General features: G+C 68.1%; 14 protein-coding genes and 1 riboswitch. Of the genes, 8 read left to right on the forward strand and 6 right to left on the reverse strand.

Annotated elements, in window-relative coordinates:
- Positions 1-15 precede the first annotated feature (15 nt).
- On the forward strand, positions 16-660 hold the full coding sequence (locus ACEI37_RS00240) for a bifunctional 4-hydroxy-2-oxoglutarate aldolase/2-dehydro-3-deoxy-phosphogluconate aldolase (RefSeq protein WP_373376781.1): 645 nt from the start codon (positions 16-18) through the stop codon (positions 658-660).
- Positions 661-744: 84 nt separating this feature from the next.
- On the opposite strand, the gene ACEI37_RS00245 is transcribed toward ACEI37_RS00240, so the two are convergent.
- From ACEI37_RS00245 to ACEI37_RS00255, 3 genes are all read right to left on the reverse strand, one after another.
- Positions 745-876 carry an entericidin A/B family lipoprotein gene (locus tag ACEI37_RS00245; RefSeq protein WP_010814145.1) on the reverse strand — a complete coding sequence of 44 codons (132 nt, stop codon included), beginning with the start codon at positions 874-876 and terminating at the stop codon, positions 745-747.
- 145 nt (positions 877-1,021) lie between these two features.
- Positions 1,022-2,338: a GGDEF domain-containing protein gene (locus ACEI37_RS00250; protein WP_373376782.1), complete on the reverse strand. Its 1,317-nt coding sequence runs from the start codon at positions 2,336-2,338 to the stop codon at positions 1,022-1,024.
- A gap of 305 nt (positions 2,339-2,643) precedes the next feature.
- Entirely contained in the window at positions 2,644-3,957 is a 1,314-nt protein-coding gene (locus ACEI37_RS00255) for a hemolysin family protein (RefSeq protein WP_373376783.1), read from the reverse strand.
- Positions 3,958-4,148: 191 nt separating this feature from the next.
- Here ACEI37_RS00255 and ACEI37_RS00260 point away from each other — a divergent pair, with 191 nt between their 5' ends.
- Positions 4,149-5,042: a helix-turn-helix domain-containing protein gene (locus ACEI37_RS00260; RefSeq protein ID WP_373376784.1), complete on the forward strand. Its 894-nt coding sequence runs from the start codon at positions 4,149-4,151 to the stop codon at positions 5,040-5,042.
- On the opposite strand, the gene ACEI37_RS00265 is transcribed toward ACEI37_RS00260, so the two are convergent.
- Positions 5,017-5,424: an acyloxyacyl hydrolase gene (locus ACEI37_RS00265; RefSeq protein WP_373376785.1), complete on the reverse strand. Its 408-nt coding sequence runs from the start codon at positions 5,422-5,424 to the stop codon at positions 5,017-5,019. The two genes, ACEI37_RS00260 and ACEI37_RS00265, sit on opposite strands and share 26 nt — an antisense overlap.
- A 473-nt stretch (positions 5,425-5,897) precedes the next feature.
- Positions 5,898-6,056: riboswitch (FMN riboswitch) on the forward strand.
- A 165-nt stretch (positions 6,057-6,221) separates the two neighbouring features.
- Here ACEI37_RS00265 and ribB point away from each other — a divergent pair.
- Positions 6,222-6,929: a 3,4-dihydroxy-2-butanone-4-phosphate synthase gene (gene ribB, locus ACEI37_RS00270; protein WP_373376786.1), complete on the forward strand. Its 708-nt coding sequence runs from the start codon at positions 6,222-6,224 to the stop codon at positions 6,927-6,929.
- A 103-nt stretch (positions 6,930-7,032) separates the two neighbouring features.
- Positions 7,033-7,620, forward strand: a complete 588-nt coding sequence (locus ACEI37_RS00275; protein ID WP_373376787.1) for a surface-adhesin E family protein — start codon at positions 7,033-7,035, stop codon at positions 7,618-7,620.
- A 37-nt stretch (positions 7,621-7,657) separates the two neighbouring features.
- Here the strand turns inward: ACEI37_RS00275 and ACEI37_RS00280 are convergent, their stop codons facing one another.
- Entirely contained in the window at positions 7,658-8,083 is a 426-nt protein-coding gene (locus ACEI37_RS00280; RefSeq protein ID WP_373376788.1) for an RT0821/Lpp0805 family surface protein, read from the reverse strand.
- A 201-nt stretch (positions 8,084-8,284) separates the two neighbouring features.
- On the opposite strand from ACEI37_RS00280, the gene ACEI37_RS00285 reads away from it, so the two are divergent.
- From ACEI37_RS00285 to mdoH, 3 genes are all read left to right on the forward strand, one after another.
- Positions 8,285-8,656, forward strand: a complete 372-nt coding sequence (locus tag ACEI37_RS00285; protein WP_092317066.1) for a hypothetical protein — start codon at positions 8,285-8,287, stop codon at positions 8,654-8,656.
- 378 nt (positions 8,657-9,034) lie between these two features.
- Positions 9,035-10,633, forward strand: coding sequence for a glucan biosynthesis protein G (locus ACEI37_RS00290; RefSeq protein ID WP_373376789.1), 1,599 nt, complete (start codon positions 9,035-9,037; stop codon positions 10,631-10,633).
- Positions 10,606-13,230: a glucans biosynthesis glucosyltransferase MdoH gene (gene mdoH / locus ACEI37_RS00295; protein WP_373376790.1), complete on the forward strand. Its 2,625-nt coding sequence runs from the start codon at positions 10,606-10,608 to the stop codon at positions 13,228-13,230. Before ACEI37_RS00290 ends, mdoH begins: the two co-directional genes overlap by 28 nt.
- 68 nt (positions 13,231-13,298) lie before the next feature.
- On the opposite strand, the gene ACEI37_RS00300 is transcribed toward mdoH, so the two are convergent.
- Positions 13,299-13,886, reverse strand: a complete 588-nt coding sequence (locus tag ACEI37_RS00300) for a hypothetical protein (RefSeq protein WP_373376791.1) — start codon at positions 13,884-13,886, stop codon at positions 13,299-13,301.
- 392 nt (positions 13,887-14,278) lie between these two features.
- Between ACEI37_RS00300 and ACEI37_RS00305 the strand changes: the two genes are divergently transcribed.
- On the forward strand, positions 14,279-15,502 hold the full coding sequence (locus ACEI37_RS00305; RefSeq protein WP_373376792.1) for a Bcr/CflA family multidrug efflux MFS transporter: 1,224 nt from the start codon (positions 14,279-14,281) through the stop codon (positions 15,500-15,502).
- The last annotated feature ends 13 nt before the right edge of the window (positions 15,503-15,515 follow it).

Genomic DNA, 15,515 nt, shown 5'->3' on the forward strand with positions numbered 1-15,515 from the left:
TACCGCGAGATCGCCATGTCAAACCAGACTTCCCCGCTGCTTCAACGCCTTGCCGATGTGCCGGTGATCCCGGTGCTGGAATTCCACTCGGTCGAGGAGGCCCTGCATGTCAGCGAGGCGCTGGTGACCGGTGGTTTGCCGCTGCTGGAAATCACGCTGCGCACCCCGGTGGCGCTGGAAGCGATCCGTGCCGTCGCGGCGGCGCTGCCGCAAGCCTGCGTCGGCGCCGGCACGGTGCTGAACGAGGAGCAACTGCACGCGGTGCGCGACGCGGGCGCCCAGTTTGCGGTCTCGCCCGGCCTGACGCCGACGCTGGCCGCGGGCGCGCGAGGCGCGGGGATTTCGCTGCTGCCGGGCGTCGCCACTGCCAGCGAGGCCATGGCGGCGCTGGAAGCCGGCTTCACGTTCCTCAAGTTCTTCCCGGCGCAGGCCGCGGGCGGGGTGCCGATGCTGAAGTCGCTGGGCGGACCGCTGCCGCAGCTGCGCTTCTGCCCGACCGGCGGCATCGATGCCGCGCTGGCGCCGTCGTACCTGGCGCTGCCCAACGTGGTGTGCGTGGGCGGATCGTGGGTGGTGCCCAAGGATGCCGTCGCCGGGGGCGACTGGGGCCGCATCCGCGCGCTGGCCGAACAGGCCAGGGCCCTGCGCGGCAAGCCCTGAGCCGGCGCGCAGCAAGGCAAAACTGCAAAGCAAAACGGCACGCCAGCGGGCGTGCCGTTTTGCTGTCGATGCAGCCTGGCCGGCTTACTTGTGGCGGTCTGCCGAGCTTTCCAGCTTCTGGCCGCCGCGCTGAATGTCCTGGCCGAGCCCCGCCATCGTGTTGCAACCGGCCAACAGAGTGGCAAACAAAACGCACCAGATCCAACCTTTCTTCACGCCGGGCTCCTTTCGATAGGGTCGAGAATCGAGCGATTCTCCGAGTTTTGGGATTGACGCAGATTTTACCGCTGCTGCGCGCGGCTTTGATAGCCGGTATGTCGCAATTTGTAAATCGTGCAACCCCACGTACGGGTCCTGGAGGTCAGGCCAGCGGCGCCAGCAAGGTCCGGGCGCGCTGCTGGATCGCCGCATGGGTCTGCATGAGCCAGACGGCGGGAAACGGCTGCGCCAGCAGGTAGCCCTGCACGCTGTGGCAGCCCCAGCCACGCACCGCTTCCAGCTGCTGGCGGGTTTCGATGCCCTTGGCGCAGACCGAGGCGCCGGCGCGCCGCGCCGCGCGGCAGGCTTCACGCAGGTTGTCGGCACGGCAGCGGGTCTCGCGCGCATGACCCAGGCCCCTGGCGTCCAGCGTGACGGCGTCCGGATGCAGCGCCGCCAGCGCCTCGCGGCAGGCCGGGCTGTCGTCAAAGTCGCCCAGCGCCAGCTGCAGCCCGCGCTGGCGCAGCGCGGCAAAGCGGTCGATCAGGTCGGCGTCGGTCGGCACCGTGCTGGCCGGCAGTTCGATGCACAGGTGCTCGGGCGCGATGCCGCCCGCATCGAGCGCCTGCGCCAGGCACTCGACCATTTGCGGGCGATGCAGCTGCGCGCTCGAGGCCAGCAGGGTGAACTGCAGCGGGGCGATGGTCTCGGCGGCGCGGATCAGCGGCAGCACGCTCTCCAGCAGCCAGTTGCCGATGCGCCCGACCAGCCCGAGCGCTTCCACGCCGGGCAGGAAGTCCTGCGGCGCCACGCGCCCGAGCACCGGATGCTGCCAGCGCAGCCGCACCGTATAGCCGCTGACGGCGGCGCGGGCAAGATCGGCGCGTGGCTGCAGTTGCAGGCTCAGTTCGCCGCGCTCGAGCGCGTCGGGCAGCGCCGCCAGCAACGGGGCCACGGGCGGGGACAGCGGCTTGTCGGCGCGCGCCAGGCCGGCGCCGCCCTGGCGATTGACCCGCAGCATGGCGTCGAACGCCTGCTGCAGGCAGCGCTCGGCCGGGATGTCGGCATGGTCGTTGGCCAAGCCGATGCTGCACGACAGGTGCAGCTCGAAGCCGTCCACGGCGAACGGCCGGGACAGGTCCTCGGCCACGCGGCTGGCCACCTGGCCCGGATCCGGCACGCCCGCAGGCAGCGCGGTGATGACCACCAGGTCGGCCGTGGCTATCCAGTGCATGAACGCGCCCGGCGGCAGCAGGCAGGCAATGCGCGCCTGCACGATGCCGCGCAGCCGGGCAGAGCGGGCAGTCCCGAGGGTTTCACAAGCGTTGGCGAAGCGGTCCAGGCGGATCGCCAGGATCGCCGCCGGCGGACCGGCCTGGGTGCGGCGCGCGGTCAGCGCGCGTACCAGCACGGACGGTTGCATCGCGCCACTGCCGCTGCTGGCAGCGCTTTCGACGAGGTCGTCGGCATCAGGATCCATGCATGATCTTGCGGGCCGCCCGACAATGGCTTGCGGCGCACGCGTCTCCCCGTGTCTGAAATGGTTCTTTGGCAGGCCGCCGGCGCGCTGCGGTCGCAGTCGTCGCCCGGGTGCAGCCATGCGTGCCGCGGCCGCTGCGGGCCGCGAAGGCCCGATCATAAGCGAACGGAAGGGGGAGGGGCGTTGCCGATTAGGCCAAAGTGATTTGGCCGCAACTGCATTTGATTTGGATCAACGCGGCGCCTTCGATCCAGGGAAGATGCGATTGACGCCGCGGCGTAACGGTGATGCCGGCACGCTGGTGCTCAGCCGGTGGTTTCTTCCTCGGGCCCCTCCTGCGGCGGCAGGCGCTCGGCCAGCACCTTGTCGATGCGCTTGCCGTCCATGTCGACGATCTCGAAGCGCCAGTCGCCCCATTGCACCGTGTCGGCAATCTGGGGCAGGCGCCCCAGCAGCAACAGCAGCATGCCGGACAGCGTGTGGTAGCGCTCCTTTTCTTCCTCCGGCACCTGGCGCAGGCCGATGCGGTCTTTCAGTTCGGGGATCGGGATCAGGCCATCGAGCAGCCACGAGCCGTCGTCGCGCTGGACCGCCCATTGCTCGCCGGCAGCCTCGGCCTTGAATTCACCGGTGATGGCCTCGATCAGGTCCTGCAGCGTCACCAGGCCGAGCACCTCGCCGTATTCGTCGATGACAAAGGCGATCTGCCCGCCCGAGGCGCGGAAGTTTTCCAGCAGTTCCATGCCGGTCACGCTTTCGGGCACGAACACCGCAGGCTGCACCGCTGCCTGCAGGTCGGCTTCCTCGCCGCGCAGCCGGCGCGCCAGCAGCTGGCGCGCGCTGACCACGCCGATGATGTCGTGCATGCCGCCACGCACCACCGGGAAGCGCGAGTGGTCGGATTCTTCGATGCGGCGCAGGTTCTCGTCCAGCGTGGCTTCTACATCCAGGTAGACCACGTCGCCACGGGGCACCATCAGTGACGCCAGCTGGCGGTCATCGAGCCTGAACACATTACGCACCATGGTGTGCTCATGCTGCTCGATCACGCCGGCTTCGGAGCCTTCCACCAGCAGTGCATGGATTTCTTCCTCGGTCACCCCGGGGCCGCGGTCTACCTTGGTGCCAAGCAGGCGCAGCACCAGCCGCGTGGAGCTCGACAGCAGCTTGACGAACGGGGTCGACGCCACCGCCAGCCAGCCGATCGGGCGCGCCACCAGCCGCGCGATCGCCTCGGGGGCCATCTGGCCCAGGCGCTTGGGCACCAGTTCGCCCAGCACGATGGAAAAATAGGTCAGTCCCGCCACCACGATCGCGGTGGCCATATAGCCGGCGGTGGTGTCCGAGAAGCCCAAACCTTGCAGCCAGAGGCCCAGTGGCTGCGCCAGCGTGGCTTCGCCGACCACGCCGTTGAGCACGCCGATCGAGGTGATGCCGATCTGCACGGTCGAGAGAAAGCGGGTGGGGTCTTCGCCCAGCTTGGCCGCGGCAATGGCGCCGCGGTCGCCGTTCTCGATCTGGCGTTGCAGGCGTGCCTTGCGGGCTGTAACGAGTGCGATCTCGGACATCGCAAACAGGCCGTTCAGCAGGATCAGCGCCAGTAATATGGCAATTTCCATCAGGGTGCGCGCCCTCTGCGCGCCGGGTGTCTGAAAAGATCAAGCATACCATTCGCCTGTTACATGACATCGCCACTGTGATGCGCCCGCCGCAAACGGTGGCGATTTTCGGCCATCGGCGGATCAATGGATCGCTGCGATTACCTGCAAGGTATTCGCCGCGAGGCCGCCGCCATGCTGTAATAGCCCGCATGGAAACGCTGACCCCTGCCTCCGAGGCCACTCTCGACTTTCCCGGACTGTTGCGCTACTGGCGCGGCAAGCGCGGCTACAGCCAGCTGGCGCTGTCGCTGGCCGCCGGGGTCTCGCAGCGCCATATCTCCTTCCTCGAATCCGGGCGCGCCCGCCCCAGCCGCGAAATGGTGCTGGCGCTGGCCGAGCGGCTGGGCGTGCCGCTGCGCCAGCGCAACCGGCTGCTGCTCGCCAGCGGCTTCGCACCGGCCTACAGCGAACACGCGCTGAGCGCGCCGCCGTTGCAAATGGTGCAGCAGGCAATCGCCCTGATCCTGGCCAAGCAGGAGCCGTACCCCGCCGTGGTGCTGGACCGCTTCTGGAACCTGGTCGACGCCAATGCCGCCTACCGCCGCATGTTCGACACCTTGCTTGGCGGCCGCCCGCCGGCATCGCTGGCCGACGATCCGCACCGGATCAACCTGATGCTGACCGTGTTCGACCCGGACGGCCTGTGGCCGGTGATCGAGAACGCGCGCCAGGTCGGCCGCTACCTGTTGCGGCGCGTCTGGCAGGAGCTGCAGGTGCAGGCGCACGACCAGACCGCGCGCGCGCTGTTCGCGCGCATCGCGGACTGGCATCCGGACATGGTCGGCCCCGGCGGCGTGCTGCTGCCCGAGGACGACGGTAGCGACGGGCCGCCGCCGCCGTTGTTGCCGGTGGTGCTGCATGCGGGGGCATTCCGCGCGTCGTTGTTCTCGACGCTGACCACGCTCGGGATTCCGCAGGACGTCACGCTGCAGGAGCTGCGCATCGAATGCTTCTTCCCGTCCGACGACGCCACGCGCGTCCTGTTTGAAACGCAGGGCGGGGCGCATGACCGGCAGGTCAGAAGCGGTAGCGCAGGTAGATGACGTGGAAGGTGGTGCCAGGGTTGGGCTCCTTGATGCCGCCATTGGACAGATGCTGGATCCGGTAGCCGGCGGCAAAGTTGCGGTCCTTGCCCAGCATCACGCCAAGGCCGGCGTACTCCGAGAACTGGAACGCGCTGGAGATGACGTGATCGTCGGAGGTGCGCGTGCCGCTCAGCAGCCGCGCGCCCACCGACAGCTCCAGGAACGGCACCCAGCTGTGGCGCCACCAGGCGATCCGCGCCACCGGTGACGCGCCGAATTCCCACAGATCGTTAGGATTGTTGTTGCTGTCGCTGAGCCAGCGCGCAACATTGACCTCCCATTGCAGGTCGACCTGCCAGCCCTGCGGGTTGCCCCACGCCAGGCCTGAATCCCACAGCATGGCGATCTCCGCCTTTTGCACGTGATGCCTGTCGTCGAAGCCGTAGCCAAGCTGGACCGCAGGCGCCGCGCGCGCGGCTGTGCTCAGGCACCCGGCCAGTGCAAGCAGCGCCGCCATGGCGGCGCGGCGCGGCCGTCGCCACCGCGGCGCGGAGAAGGTTGGAAGGAGGGGGATGCAACTCGCATGGCTGTCTTGTCTGGCTTCTTGATCGGGTCGGCGCATGGGAAGCACGCTGAAAAGATGCTGCGTTGTTGTCAGGCAAGCCATGGGAAAACCGGCGCTTGCAGCCCCCAGGCGCTGCCTCCTTACCCTATTTGTAGTACACGGAAAGGCACGTTGCCGAGACCGAACGTGGCAGGCACCACGACGCGGGCCGCAGCAGGATACGGTCTTCGCGCGCGGCGCGCAGTGACAAAGAACAATCGTGCTAACATGCGCGGGCCGGTGCCGGCCGTCTGGCCGGCCCGGTTACGTTACGTCTTCAGGGCGGGGTGAAAGTCCCCACCGGCGGTATGCCGCGACGCGCAGCGCGTGTCCGGCGAGCCCGCGAGCGCTCGCATTCCCGTGCGAGGTCAGCAGACCTGGTGAGAGGCCAGGGCCGACGGTCATAGTCCGGATGAAAGAAGATGGACGGAGCTTGCCTGCGTGGCCTGGCGCCTGCCTGGCCCGTGGTTTGCCGAGCCTTGCGCGCGCAGGGCGCGGCGGTTCGTGCGCGTGCGCTCAGCATGGCATGCGGGCCTTGCAGTTCCGTTGAACCTTCCCCTGGAACGCCCATTGATGCTGAACAGGAGCGTTTCATGTCTAGCTTTTCCACCGAAGCCATTGCCCCCGCGGTGTCCGCGGATGCCAACCCCAGTGTCACTGTCGATACGATGGCTGGCGCCGACCCGCGCGCGCTGAAGTTGCGCATCGAACAGGCCCTCGAGGCCATGCACGAAGGCCGGCCGGTCGTGCTGCTCGATGACGACGACCGCGAGAACGAGGCCGACCTGATCCTTGCCGCCGAGCGCCTGACCCAGGCCAACATGGCCATGATGATTCGCGAATGCAGCGGCATCGTGTGCCTGTGCCTGCCGACGGACAAGGTGCGCAGCCTGGGCCTGCGGCCGATGGTCGAGCACAACCGCAGCCAGTACGGCACCGCCTTCACCGTGTCGATCGAGGCCCGCGAGGGCGTCAGCACTGGGGTCAGCGCGGCTGACCGGATCACTACCATCCGCGCGGCGATTGCGGAGGACGCCGGCGCCGATGCCGTGGTCAGCCCCGGCCACGTGTTCCCGCTGGTGGCGCGCGACGGCGGCGTGCTCGAGCGCCGCGGCCATACCGAAGGCTCGGTCGACCTGGCGCGCATGGCGGGATTGTCTCCCGCCGCGGTGCTGTGCGAGCTGATGAATCCGGATGGCACCATGGCGCGGCGTGCGGAAGCGCTGGCCTTTGCCGGGATGTACCGCTTGCCGGTGCTGACCATCGAGGACCTGGTCGCCTGGCGACGCCTGCACGGCTGAAGGCGGTCGCGCCGCATGGATCGGGGCGTGCCCGCGCGCCGCGATGCATGCATCCTGTGCGACAATGCGGATCGCTTTTTCCCGTCTACATGAGGGTAATTCCATGATGTTCCGCATGTTTCGACACGCAGCCGCGCTGGCCGGCTGCGTGTTCGGCCTGGCCCTGCCGCAGGCGCACGCCGATGACGGCGCTGTGCCGGCCACTGACTTGGCGCCGGCCTCTGCATCCCGGCCGGCCGCTGCCGCCGGCCTCTACGAGTGCCAGGTACCTGGCTCCGGCACCGTGTTCCGCTCCACACCCAGGGAAGGTTGCCGCCTGGTGGCCGCGCCCGATCCCGGCGCGCCCGACCCGCAGCGCTGGCTGCCGCTGATGGGCGCCAATGGCGTGATTTCTTATTTCGATCAGTCGGCGGTGCGCCGCCAGGGCACGCAGGTTGGCGTGGTGGTGATGCGCAATTCGCCGTCGGGCGTGATCCGCACCGCCAGCGGCGAACCGATCCGTTCCTCGCTCAAGCGCATGGTGCTGAACTGTGCCACGTCGATGTTCGCCGTGGTCGAGCAGACGCTCTACAGCAAGCGCTTTGCGCGCGGCGAATCGCTCTATACCATCCGCGCGCCGCAGTCCGGCACCTTCCAGCTGGCCGGCCCCGGCACCATCGCGGGGGAGCTGCTGCGCAAGCTGTGCCGCTAAGCCAGCAGCGGCGCAGCACAGCCTGCTGCCGGCCAGCTTATTCGCCTACGTGGCGCGATTTCCATTGGCCGTTGGACTGCTTGCAGAACCAGCCGCTCCAGTGCTCTTCGGCACTGCCGCGCTTGAGGTCTGACTTCAGGCGCCGGCACGGCTGGCCCTTGTCGGTCTTGCTTTCGACCGGGGTGATGGTGCCGTCGATCTGCTGGCGCCGTCCCGCTGCCGGATAGGTCCATGCCACCGATTGGCCATCGGCCGTATCGTTCAGTGCGGTACGCACCGACTTGGCCAGCGACGCGCCTTCCTTGTCGTTGAGCGTGCCGATGATGGTGCCGCTCAGGTAGTTGTCGAAGTACGCGTGCGCGGGCGCGGCGCAGAACAGCAAGGCCCCCAGCGCGCCTGCAAGTGCGGCACTCAGGGCGGGGCGGGCGAGGCTGGCAGAGGATGAGGTTTGCCGAGTCAGCATGACGGTTCCTTGTGGCTACATGGTGGCGTTCGAGTGGCATTGTAAGCGCAATGCGATGCGGTGGACGACGGTTGCCGACGGGCCTGGCCCACTGCGGCCACCGGCCCGCGGTTGACACGTGCGTGCCCCTGACCTAGCGTTGATTTCTGTCCCATCGTGCCGCCGGCACGACGGGCGCCCATTCCTGCGAGAGGAGATCCCATGACGCTGCGCTATCTCACAATCGGCCTGGCCGTCGCCTGCGCCTTCGGCACGGTGCACGCCCAGACCGCGGGCAAGGCCGACCAGTTCAGTCCGTACACCGACGGTGCCAAGCAGGACAAGTTCAGTACTTACACCGATGGGGCCAGGCAGGACAAGTTCAGCCCGTACACCGACGGCGCAAAAAGCGACAACGTGACCGCGCTGAACCCGGGCGCCAGGCCCGACCAGATGGAGCCGATCCAGGGCGGGGCGCAAAAATCGTTCGATTCGTTCAGCCAGGGCGGCATGAACAGTGGCAAGTTCGATCCTTATTCCGAAGGCGCCAAGAGCGGCAAGTTTGATCCATACAGCGAAGGCGCCAAAAAGTAACAGTGTATTAAACGGGCCGGACGCAGGCCGGATGCGTTCGGGCCCGCATCGGTGCGCAACCGGGGCCGCCGATCGAGGCTGACCGTGCCGAGGTTCGCGGCGATGTGACCTGATCGCCCGCAAAGCCATGTGTGGAGCGGCTTTCGGGCTACGTGGCCAACATTTTGTTTCAAACCTTGCGTGATCGAAACGTGACTTTTGCGTCTCGAATTGCTATGGTTTATTGCGCATCGCAACAACCCGGACACGGTGCCCCGCGGGCAACCTGCCCCGCGTCAGGGCCTCGCCACTCGGCGCCGGGCTCATCTCTTGCCGTGTCCCTCATCGTTCAGGCCGTCGATGCCGGCCACTCCGATTCAACCGCTCACCCTGGCATACATGTCACAGATCGCCTCGCCACGAATAGCCGTACCGTTTACCTTGCCCGCTGCCGGGCCGGGGACGCGCCGCCGCGCCGCGCGCGCCGGAGCGCGCATCGCGGCCTGGCTCGGCGGCGGGGCGCTGGCACTGTGTGCGATGGCGGCCCATGCGTTCGACTTCGACACGGTCGCCTCGCGCGCGCGCCAGCTGGCGGCGTCGCCTTACAAGGCGCCGGCCCAGAACCTGCCGCGCGAGTTGCGCGAGCTGACCTACGAGCGCTACCGCGAGATCGAGTACAAGCCCGAGCGCTTCGCCTGGCGCGGCACGCGTTCGCCGTTCGAGCTGTCGTTCTTCCACGAGGGCATGGTGTTCGACCAGCCCGTGCGCATCCATGAAGTGGTGGGCAACAGCGTGCGCGAATTCCGCTTCGACCCCTCCGCGTTCAACTACGGCCCGCACAAGGTCGATGCCGCCAAGCTGAAAGGGCTGGGCTACGCCGGCTTCCGCATCCTGTATCCGCTGAACCAGGGCAAGCGCAAGGACGAACTGGCGTCGTTCCTCGGCGCCAGCTACTTCCGCGCGCTCGGCAAGGACCAGTGGTACGGGCTCTCGGCGCGCGGGCTGGCGGTGGATACCGCGCTCAACTCGGGCGAGGAATTCCCGCGCTTCGTCGAATACTGGATCGAGCGTCCGGGCGCCAATGCCAAGGAAATCACGATTTATGCGCTGATGGATTCGCGCCGCATGAGCGGGGCGTACCGCTTCACCATCAAACCCGGCGCGGAGACCGCGATGGAGGTCAAGTCGCGCCTCTACCTGCGCGAGAACGTGACCAAGCTTGGCCTCGCGCCGCTGACCAGCATGTACCTGTTCGGCGAGAACCAGCCGGCGCCGGCGCAGGATTTCCGGCCGGAGGTGCACGACTCGGACGGCCTGTCGATCCACCTCGGCACCGGCGAATGGGTCTGGCGTCCGCTGGTCAATCCCAAGCGGCTGCTGGTGACGTCGTTCGCGGCGACCAATCCGCAAGGCTTCGGGCTGATGCAGCGCGACCGCAGCTTCAACAGCTACCAGGAGATCGGCGCGTGGTATGAGCGCCGGCCCAGCGGCTGGGTGCAGCCGCGCGGCAACTGGGGCTCGGGCCGGGTCGAGCTGGTGCAGATCCCGACGCCGGACGAGACCAACGACAACATCGTCGCGTACTGGGTGCCCGACAACCCGCCCAAGCCGAAGCAGGCCTTCGATTACGAATACCGCCTGCTGTGGCAGAAGGACGGCGAGCAGGAGCCGCCGCTGTCGTGGGTGACCCAGACCCGCCTGGGCCAGGGCCAGACCCGCAGCAAGGAGGACACGAGCTTTTCGCTGGTGGTGGACTTCGAAGGCCCGGCCTTCCGCAGGCTGCCGGCGGACGTTCGCATCGACCCGGTGGTTTCGGCCGATGCCAACGGCGAGCTGTTGAAGACGTCGGTGCAGCGCAATGACGCGACCGGCGGCTGGCGCATGACCATGCTGATGCGCCGCAAGGACGAAACCAAGCCGGTAGAGTTGCGCGGCTATCTTCGCAACGGCAATACAACCCTGTCCGAGACGTGGAGCTACATCTTACCCCCCGCCTAAAGCAGCGACCGGCCCAGGCGGCGGCATGCGAGCGCTATCTCGACCGCCTGCCCGTATCGCCTGAAGTGCGTAGCGAACTGCTGGCCGACAGCGCCGCCATGGCCGCCGCGGCGGCACCCGCCACGCCGCTGGCTGCGGTGACGCCGGTGATCCCGGTCACCGCCGACGGCCGCGACGCGCAGGAGGCGATCACGCGCCTGCAGTCGCGCCTGGCCGGCAAGGACGCGCCGCCGGCGCACGGCAGCAGCGCCTACGCCTCGGTGCAGCGGCGTTTCGCCATGGCCTACGGCAATCCGCAGGTCGGCGGCGCGCCGCTGCTGCGCCGGCGCGAAGACGGCACCGTGAAGGCCGACACCGGCCCAGCGCCCGAGCGCAGCTCGATGGTGCCGCGCCAGTGGCCGCCGCATATCGTCACCGGCTGGCTGCGCAACACGTGGCGCCGCATGCTGGGGCGCCCCCCGGTGCCAGAGACCTGGGACACGCTGCACGATGGCCCCGACGCCGAAGGCAAATGGCATCCCGCCGGCTCGCACCGGCGCTGGGTGCTGCTGGCACTGGTCGCCGTCCAGACCGTGCTGGCCACGTACTTCATGACCAACGTGCTGCCGTACCACGGCGCCGATCCGCTCGAGATTGCCATCCTGGTGCTGTTCGCCATCCTGTTCTCCTGGGTGTCGGCCGGCTTCTGGACCGCGATGATGGGCTTCCTGGTGCTGGCCAAGGGCGGCGACAAGCACCTGATCTCGCGCTCGGCGGTGCCGGACCGGCCCGACGCGCCGATTGCGGCCGAGGCCCGCACCGCGATCATCATGCCGATATGCAATGAAGACGTGACGCGCGTCTTCGCCGGCTTGCGCGCCACCTATGAATCGCTGTCGCGCACGCCGCACCTGTCCAACTTCGATTTCATCGTGCTGTCGGACAGCGGCAATCCGGACCTGCGCACCGCCGAGCACGATGCCTGGATGGAACTTTGCCGCGCCGTCGGCGGTTTCGGCCGCATCTTCTATCGCTGGCGCCGCCATCGCGTGAAGCGCAAGACCGGCAACGTGGCCGATTTCTGCCGCCGCTGGGGCAGCAAGTACCGCTACATGGTGGTGCTCGACGCCGACAGCGTGATGAGCGGCGACTGCCTGGCCACGCTGGTGCGGCTGATGGAAGCCAACCCGGGTGCCGGCATCATCCAGACCGCGCCGCTGGCGGTGGGCCGCGAAACGCTGTATGCACGCGTGCAGCAGTTCGCCACGCGCGTGTACGGACCGCTGTTTACCGCCGGGCTGCACTACTGGCAGCTGGGCGAATCGCACTACTGGGGCCACAACGCCATCATCCGCGTCAAGCCGTTCATCGAACACTGCGCGCTGGCGCCGCTGCCGGGCCGCGGCCCGCTGTCGGGCGAGATCCTGTCGCACGACTTTGTCGAGGCCGCGCTGATGCGCCGTGCCGGCTGGGGCGTGTGGATTGCCTACGACCTCGAGGGCTCGTACGAAGAACTGCCGCCCAACCTGCTCGACGAGGTCAAGCGCGACCGCCGCTGGTGCCAGGGCAACCTGATGAATTTCCGGCTGTGGCTCAAGCAGGGCTTCCACGTGGTGCACCGCGCGGTGTTCCTGACCGGGATCATGGCGTACCTGTCGGCGCCGCTGTGGCTGTTGTTCCTGCTGCTGTCGACGGCAATGCTGGCCAAGCACGCGCTGGTGCCGCCGGAATACTTCACCCAGCAGTACCAGTTGTTCCCGACCTGGCCCGAATGGCATCCGGAAAAGGCGCTGGCGCTGTTCTCGGCCACGGCCACGCTGCTGTTCCTGCCCAAGCTCGCCAGCGTGGCGCTGCTGATGAAGCAGGCGCGGCGCTACGGCGGCGCGGTGCAGCTCTTTGCCAGTATGCTGATCGAGGTGCTGCTGTCTGCGCTGCTGGCGCCTACGCGCATGCTGTTCCATACCAAGTTCGTGGTCGCGGCGTACAGCGGCTGGGGCATCTCGTGGAAATCGCCGCCGCGCGAGGACGCCGAGACCACCTGGGGCGAAGCGTTCCGCCGCCACGGCTGGCATACCGCCCTGGGGCTGGCGTGGGGCGGGCTGGTGTACTGGCTGAACCCCTCCTATGTACTGTGGCTGCTGCCGATCGTCGGCTCGCTGGCGCTGTCGATCCCGCTGTCGGTGATGTTGTCGCGGGTCTCGCTGGGCCGCGCTTCGCGCAATGCTGGGCTGTTCATGATCCCGGAGGAAACGCTGGTGCCGCGCGAGATCGTCGAAACCCAGCAGCATGTCGAAAACGCCGGCGAAACGCCCAACTTCGTCGACGCCGTGGTGGACCCGGTCACCAACGCGCTGATGTGCGCCACTGCGACGCCGCGCGTGGTGCAGCCGGAATCGGCACGCAAGCGCCACGAGAGCCTGGTCGAGCATGCGCTGACGCACGGCCCGCGCGCGCTCACGCCGGCGCAGAAGCACGTGCTGCTGGGCAACCCGTTCGCACTGGCGCGCCTGCATGAACTGGTGTGGGGCTCGCCGCTGGCCGACGCCGGCTGGAAGGAGACGCGCATGCTGGTGCGGCGCGCCGCCAACGTGGTGCCGCTGCGCCCCCGCGCCGCCTAAGGCGTGTTGCCTGAAACAAAAAAACGGCCCGCGTCAGCGGGCCGTTTTTGTTGGCGCGGGCGCGCAGGTCAGCGCAACGCTGCGCTGCAGATCGGGCCGTTGATATAGACGTCGCCGATGCGGCGCTCGCCGCGGTCCTTGCGGGTCATGTAGCGGAACAACATGCTGACGCCGAGCTTGGTCAGGATCTCGACATCGCGGTTGGCGCAGATATTGCGCTGCAGCGGCGCGGCGTAGTTGACCTCGAAGCTGGCCAGGTCCAGCATCGGCCCGCGGTAGTTGGTCAGTTCCAGCTGGAACAAGACGTGTTTGCCCGGAACCGACTGGCAGCGGCGCAGGCGGGTTTCGCCGTCGATCTCGATCGGCAGGGCATCGTTGAGCTGGCGGCAGGCGCGCGCCAGCACGTTGTCAGGGCGGGTGGCGTTGCGCAGCAGTTCGGGCACGCCGGCGGCGCCGGTGTTCTGGCCGGTGGCCGCGCCCTTGAGCATGCGCGCCACCGGGTCGGCTTCATCGGCCGCGGGAACCAGCAACGGGACGCTGGCATTGCGCAACTGCGCCGGCGCCGCCTTGGCCGTCTGGGGCAGCGGCAGCAGCAGCACGACCGCGAGTATGGCGGTGCCTGGCGAAGCGGAAAGCGGCGTTTGTCGTATTCTCATGCAGGCTAATGTTGCGGGGACCTGTACTGTCGTCCCTCTCTGCGAGGCCGACGGCGAGTCTTACGCCGACAGGCTGGCATTGTACCCTCCACGCCGGCACGCATGAAAGTCGCGCCCCGCAAGCATCGTCGCGTTGCCGCCATGGCCATGCCGATGAACAACAGGGCCTGTCACCACTATTCACCAATCCTGCCGGGTTTGCCAGCTTTGCCGGACCCGACTTCGGCGACGCAATGCAGCAAGGGCGGTCTTCCTGCGCGAACCGCCGCATGCCAACGTCGCCGGGTCCGCGGCTGCATTGATTACGTTGTGCAACAATTGCGTCTGTCCCCGGGGCTGCCCGTGCCGCACGGCCGCGTACGGCAGCCCATGGGCCTCGGATACTGCCCCCTATGCCTCATTCCTCCAGCGCCGCGTCGATGCCGCGTTTCCCTGCCTGGCTGCTGATCTGCGGCTCGCTGATGGCGATCGCGCCGCTGTCGATCGACATGTACCTGCCGAGTTTCCCGACACTGGCCGGCGACCTGGGCGTCGATATCGGCCAGGTCCAGCTGACGCTGGGCACCTTCCTGGTCGGGCTGGCGATCGGACAGGCCTTCTATGGTCCCTTCAGCGACCGCTTCGGGCGCAAGCCGCCGCTCTATGTCGGGCTATGTCTTTACATCATCGCCGCGGTGGGCTGCGCGCTGGCGCGCAACGTGGAGTCGCTGATGCTATGGCGCTTCCTGCAGGCGCTGGGGGGCTGCGCCGGCATGGTGATGGCCCGGGCGGTGATCCGCGACCGGCTCGAGGCGCATGAATCGGCGCGGGCGTTTTCCTCGCTGATGCTGGTGATGGGGGTTGCGCCGATCCTGGCACCGATCATCGGCGGCGCGGTGCTGACCGTATCGGGCTGGCGCGCCATCTTCTGGGTGCTGGCGGGGGCGGGCCTGCTGATCCTGCTGCTGGTCCACCTGCGCATGGAGGAATCGCTGGACCGCGGCCATGTCGCGCCGCTGCGGCTCGGCACCGTCGCGCGCAGCTACGCGGAACTGCTGCGCGACCGCGAGTTCCTGGGTTATTCGCTGTCGGCCGGCTTTGGCTCGGCGGGCATGTTTGCGTATATCTCGGGCTCGCCCTTCGTGCTGATCGAACTGCACGGCATTGCGCCGTCGCACTATGGCTTTGTGTTCGGCGCCAATGCGCTCGGGTTGATCACAATGTCGCAGCTCAATGCCCGGCTGGTGCGCGGGCGCTCGCTCGACCAGGTGCTGGGAGCCACGCTGCTGGCGGCGCTGGCCGCGGGGCTGGTGCTGGCGCTGGCCGCGCTGGCGGGGATGGCGGTGCTGCCGGTGCTGCTGGGCGGCTTCTTCGTGTTTATCGGTGCGCTGGGCTGCGTCTCGCCGAATGCCTCGGCGCTGGCGCTGGCGCACCAGGGGCATCGCGCCGGCACGGCTTCGGCGCTGATGGGCACGTTGCAGTTTTCGCTCGGCACGCTCGGCGGTGCCGCGGTCAGCGTGTGGCGCGACGGCAGTGCGCTGCCGCTGGGCGTGGTGATGGCAGCCTGCGGCGCCGGTGCGGTGCTGATGCGCCATTACGGGCGCTCGGGCGCACGCGCGCGTCCGGGCACCCGCTGAAACCGCCGCCGCG

This window comes from Cupriavidus nantongensis (genome assembly GCF_041726985.1).
Classification (GTDB): Bacteria; Pseudomonadota; Gammaproteobacteria; order Burkholderiales; family Burkholderiaceae; genus Cupriavidus; species Cupriavidus nantongensis_A.

What these genes read in the sequence shown, in the direction of transcription:
- ACEI37_RS00240 (WP_373376781.1), top strand. Translation starts at nt 16, where the DNA reads ATGTCAAACCAGACTTCCCCGCTGCTTCAACGCCTTGCCGATGTGCCG.
- ACEI37_RS00250 (WP_373376782.1), bottom strand. Translation starts at nt 2,338, where the DNA reads ATGGATCCTGATGCCGACGACCTCGTCGAAAGCGCTGCCAGCAGCGGC.
- ACEI37_RS00255 (WP_373376783.1), bottom strand. Translation starts at nt 3,957, where the DNA reads ATGGAAATTGCCATATTACTGGCGCTGATCCTGCTGAACGGCCTGTTT.
- ACEI37_RS00260 (WP_373376784.1), top strand. Translation starts at nt 4,149, where the DNA reads ATGGAAACGCTGACCCCTGCCTCCGAGGCCACTCTCGACTTTCCCGGA.
- ACEI37_RS00265 (WP_373376785.1), bottom strand. Translation starts at nt 5,424, where the DNA reads ATGCTGTGGGATTCAGGCCTGGCGTGGGGCAACCCGCAGGGCTGGCAG.
- ribB (WP_373376786.1), top strand. Translation starts at nt 6,222, where the DNA reads ATGTCTAGCTTTTCCACCGAAGCCATTGCCCCCGCGGTGTCCGCGGAT.
- ACEI37_RS00275 (WP_373376787.1), top strand. Translation starts at nt 7,033, where the DNA reads ATGATGTTCCGCATGTTTCGACACGCAGCCGCGCTGGCCGGCTGCGTG.
- ACEI37_RS00280 (WP_373376788.1), bottom strand. Translation starts at nt 8,083, where the DNA reads ATGCTGACTCGGCAAACCTCATCCTCTGCCAGCCTCGCCCGCCCCGCC.
- ACEI37_RS00285 (WP_092317066.1), top strand. Translation starts at nt 8,285, where the DNA reads ATGACGCTGCGCTATCTCACAATCGGCCTGGCCGTCGCCTGCGCCTTC.
- ACEI37_RS00290 (WP_373376789.1), top strand. Translation starts at nt 9,035, where the DNA reads ATGTCACAGATCGCCTCGCCACGAATAGCCGTACCGTTTACCTTGCCC.
- ACEI37_RS00300 (WP_373376791.1), bottom strand. Translation starts at nt 13,886, where the DNA reads ATGAGAATACGACAAACGCCGCTTTCCGCTTCGCCAGGCACCGCCATA.
- ACEI37_RS00305 (WP_373376792.1), top strand. Translation starts at nt 14,279, where the DNA reads ATGCCTCATTCCTCCAGCGCCGCGTCGATGCCGCGTTTCCCTGCCTGG.